At 54.6% G+C, this 4,652-nt stretch carries 3 protein-coding genes; all 3 read right to left on the bottom strand.

Translation table 11 applies throughout. From position 1 onward, the window contains the following. Positions 1–212: 212 nt before the first annotated feature. Positions 213–1,010: an alpha/beta hydrolase gene (locus FJ147_27410; GenBank protein MBM4259613.1), complete on the bottom strand. Its 798-nt coding sequence runs from the start codon at positions 1,008–1,010 to the stop codon at positions 213–215. An 80-nt stretch (positions 1,011–1,090) separates the two neighbouring features. Then, complete coding sequence (locus FJ147_27405; GenBank protein MBM4259612.1) at positions 1,091–3,325, bottom strand: hypothetical protein; 2,235 nt, start codon at positions 3,323–3,325, stop codon at positions 1,091–1,093. Positions 3,326–3,406: 81 nt separating this feature from the next. Further along, positions 3,407–4,525 carry a LamG domain-containing protein gene (locus tag FJ147_27400; protein MBM4259611.1) on the bottom strand — a complete coding sequence of 373 codons (1,119 nt, stop codon included), beginning with the start codon at positions 4,523–4,525 and terminating at the stop codon, positions 3,407–3,409. Between the last annotated feature and the right edge of the window lie 127 nt (positions 4,526–4,652).

Raw genomic sequence — 4,652 nt, 5'->3', positions numbered from 1 at the left:
GAGCTGGGAAGCCTATGATGAACACCTGCGTCAACGCACCCTTCGCCACCTCAAACGGACCGCCGCCCGGTTGGGGTTCACGCTCCTCCCCCAGCCCGTCTCGGCCTGAGAGTGTGTTTCTGAGCAGCGAGGAAAAAAACCTCTCTGAGAGGCCCTCGCTCCACTCAGAGTGACAGCTCCACTGAGTCTATCTGCTGTGGTTCAATTGATTTCTACTGCGCCACTTGTTTTACAAACTGCGCTAACTCCTTATTAAACGCCGCGGGACTTTCGAGCTGATAGAAATGACCAATGTCTTTGAGTACACGTAACTGTGCACCGGGGATGTTGTCGGCGAGGAATTTATTGGCCGCAACGGGGGTCGCTTGATCTTCTTCCCCAGCGAAGATCAACGTTGGCTTGCGAATGTTCTTGAGCTGATCGCTGATGTTCCAGTTAAAGACTCCTCCTGGATCAGTGATCGAAGCAAGAAACGTGTGGCGCGGAAAGTTATCTTCGACATTGAAGCTTGCCCGCATGAGTTCGACGAGTTCTGGTCGTTCCCGCTTGGTTTTGGCGGAAAAGGCACCTTCGAGGAGTGCTCCCATCGTTCCTGCTGGATCTTTTTGAAAAGCGACTTTTGCTTCCTCTGGCATGCCCGATGCGAGGTTCGTCCCACTGCTGACGATGACATTGGCTAACACCCGGTTAGGATTGTCGAGGTTGGTCTGCATGGTCAACATGCCGCCAATCGAGTTGCCCACCAGGATGGCTTTGTCGATCTTCAGCTCGTCCATGACCGCGACGACATCAGCAGCCATTTCTTTGATTGCATAGCCCTGTTGCGGTTTGTCTGATCGTCCGTGCCCACGTTCGTCGATCACCACACATTGATGGCTCTGCGCGAATGCGAAGCTTTGAAAATACCAAATGTAGCCATTGGTCGAGAACGGGTGCAGAAAGACAATCGGCGTTCCTTTTCCATAGCTTTCATAATAGATGTTGACCCCAGCACGTTTTGCGTACGGCATACGACACCTCCTTCATTCAACTGACGTGAGATGTTGTTCCTCTATCACACCTTTCGCGGAAAGCAAAAAAAAGACGAGCATTATTGCTTGCGCAAATACAATACCGAGTCCCAGGTCGGGAACGGAGAGGTTAACGAAACGACTGTCCCTCCGGCTATTGTCCCGCCTGAGCGTGTCTCGTCGGCGACGGGGTTAAACCACTCTACGCTGTATGCTCCAGGTGCGGTGGTCAGATCGACACTCACAGAAAAATTCGCCTCGGGCGGCAGGTAGATCAGGTATTCTGACCCTGGCTTAACCAGGCAGTATTGCGTTGAGCACAGATCATTCCGGGGAATCGCATGAGCGAGGTCCATTCTATCGGCATAGCGCTTGGCTCGCCCCAGGGCGACCCGCACGCCTTCGCGCAGTGGGTCAAAAGGCTCCACGACAAATGTATTGTTGACTGGGTCATAGCGCTCCGGTGTGAATCGATCCATGTACATTGGGTAGAGTCCCCGGGTGAAACACTTCCACGGCCAAAAGCGATCTTTGAGGAGATCGCCGGTAATGTGATCGCTATCGGCAATCACGACTTTTCGCCCGTCACTCGCTGGTGGGTTCCGTTCGTAGTCGAACACACCGCCGTCGTCCCCAGCTGCGATGATGTCAGCTGGACTAGCATAGAGCGCGGCCATGGTGCCCGCTCTTCCGGCGGCGAAGTAGGAGATCATGACAGGGTGCTGCTGCGGCTTGGTCGCTTGATAGCTCTTGATGTAGTTTGCCAAGTAGTACTGCCAATCTTTCGCGGACACCGGACATTCATTGCAAATTTCGTAGATCACGTTATCGAGATCGTTGACGGTATCGATAACTTTTCGCAGGTAGGCCTCTTCAATAGTGATCGTCGGATTCGTCAGCGTATAATTATCATTCACATAGTTAATGTTGTTGGCAAAGTTATACATATTCCAGGGCCAGGAAATTGACCCGATGTAGTCAAAAAGCATGACCGTGACATAGATGCCGCGGTTCCGTGCAGCGATGACACGGTTTCGGAGACGGTCAAAGTATTCCTGATTGAATCGGGTGAGGTCGAATTTGGGCAGGCCGTCATTGGCGAGACCCGGCCCTGTGCGAACAAAAGGCATCGGCGTGGTTAAATAGAGATCCGCGTCTCGTACCTTTGTATGTTCTACGACCCACATGCGAATGTGGTTGAGATTCCGCGACTGGAAGTAATCCAGATAACTGGTGTAATCAAAGAGCGTTGCGGTTCCTTCAGTCCAGGCAAAATCTTGCAATTCCCACCCGTCGGCTAAGCCGGCCAGGAAGACGATTTTGCCGGTACCGTCCATCAAATAGCGCGGATTCACTGGGTTGACGGTGAGGGGTCCCATAGCGGATGGTGGCCCTGCCGCTGTGTCAGTCGTGAACATGAAAGCGTTGGAAGTCGAGCGATTCCCGGCTGCATCGCGAGAATGGACGCGGTAGTGGTACGTCGTGTTGGCAGCAAGGCCGGAGAGTTGAGTGGAATGGCCTATCACGTGCACATTGTCGAGCACTGTCACCTGACCATAGGCAGCAGTCGGACCATATTCAATTTGTGTATCTGAGGGCTCATCGGTCAGCCACGTGATCGTAATGCCCGAACTGGTTATCTCTGAGCCGCTCACATTGGAAATGACCGGTGGGGTCGTGTCGGGCGGAGGCGGAGGTGGAGCCGCGACGGCGAAAGTCAAGAGAAAGTCGTCGGGGTTGGTGTTACCAGTGCTATCCTGGCACCGAACGTAAAAGGTGTAACTCTGGCCATTCTGCAGTGCACTTACTGTGACATCGTGTAACACACCGCCAGTGGCACTGAACACATGGGGCAAGGTCGTATAACTCGCCCCTGCCGCGGTCCCGTAGCGACATGTCGCATTTTCATTGGTGCTCAAGGCGAGCGTGGTCTGTATAGTGCCAGTCGCTAACGTGCCAGTAGGTGCACCGTTGGTGCGCAGCGGCGCAGCCGTATCCACTGGTGGAAAGAAGCTGCTGTACAGCGACTGCACTTCCGTGGGTGACAGCGCACGATTGAAAAACTGCACTTCATCCAGGTTGTGCCGACTGCTGCCGCCAGGGAGCTTGCCGAAGAGCAAAGTGCCGCCATGAGGAAACGGACCAGTAAAATTTGCTGCCGTACCTTCAACTCCATTGACGTAAATCTGTACACGGCTGCCGTTATAGGTACCAACAATGTGATTCCACACCGTGGGGTTAATGCTGGCGCGAGCAACACCGCGGTTCCAAGCGCTGACAAAGAAGCGGATTTCCGCACTGTTGGTGTAATACAAGCCGTAGCCGTCCGCCCAATTGCTGGAGGAAGTTTTGCCAGCGACACCTTCGTACGCAACCGGGGCACCTGCTGCTTTCGCTCACAACGCAAATGTCAATTGCGACGGTTCAAACGCGACACTACGGGCAACCGTCGCGCTGGCGCTGGCTGCCAGCGCCATGCCTACTTTACCGGTCGTCCACCCCGTCGCACTAGACGGCGCGCCTCCATAACCATTGCCTGACGCATCCGCTACCGTAGTTCCTGTTCCTTCATCAAACTTCCAGTAGCCACGCAGATGCTGATTGAACACCGGCTCTGCGGCGACCGCGAAGGCCAGGAGGAAGTCGTTCGGGTTGGCGTTGCCGCTACTATCCTGACACCGAACATAGAAGTAGTAGCTCTGGCCGTTCTCCAGTGCACTCACTGTGACACTGTGCAACACTCCGCTGGTGGTAGCAAAGGCGTTGGGCAAGGCCGTGTAACTCGTTCCGGCTGTAGTGCTATAGCGACAGGTGGCGCTTTCATTCGTGCTCAGCGTCAGCGTGGTCTGAGTCGTGCCGGCGGCAAGGGTCCCTGTGGGCGAAGCATTGGACCGGACTGGCGGGGTCGTATCTGCAGGGGGAGGAGAAGCGACTGCAAAAGCTAACAGGAAGTCATCAGGGTTGGCATTGCCAGTACTATCCTGACAGCGCACGTAGAACGTATAATTCTGACCGTTCTGGAGCGCACTGACAGTGACCTGGTGCGATGCGCTACCAGTAGTAGAAAAAACATTGGGCAAGGCTGCGTAACTCGTTCCGGCTGTGGTGCCATAGCGGCACGTGGCGCTTTCATTCGTGCTCAGCGTCAGCGTGGTCTGAGTCGTGCCAGCGACCAGAGTTCCCGTAGGTGAAGCATTGGTACGGACTGGTGGAGCGGTATCCGCAGGCGGTGAGGAGCCGATATAGAGTGACTGGACTTCTGTACTCGACAGCGCAGGATTGAAGAATTGTACTTCATCGATGTTTTGCCGATTGCCGCTGCCCGGCAGTCGGCCCAGCAGCAGTGAACCCCCATGAAAGAGTGGCCCGGCAAAAGGCGCGGCGGTGCCTTCGATGCCATTGACATAGATGCGCACTCGACTTCCGTCATAGGTGCCGACGATATGGTTCCATACCGTGGGGTTTATACTGGTGCGGGCAGTCACTTGGTTCCAGGCTTTGACAAAGAAGCCGATTTCGGAGCTGTTAAGGCATGGGCAAGAATTAAGTTACCGATTAAGAGCGAGGAAGAAGCGTATAGTTCCAATCGCCATGAAACTTACCGGGTTTGATATTGAGCGCTTGAAACTCATCGTCGGAGAC

It is taken from the genome of Deltaproteobacteria bacterium (assembly GCA_016874775.1).
Taxonomy (GTDB): Bacteria; Desulfobacterota; Binatia; order Bin18; family Bin18; genus VGTJ01.
This window is presented reverse-complemented; position numbering and strand designations above follow the sequence as displayed.

Bases quoted from the DNA above. Each gene is read 5' to 3' on its own strand.
- FJ147_27410 (MBM4259613.1), bottom strand. From the start codon at position 1,010: ATGCCGTACGCAAAACGTGCTGGGGTCAACATCTATTATGAAAGCTAT.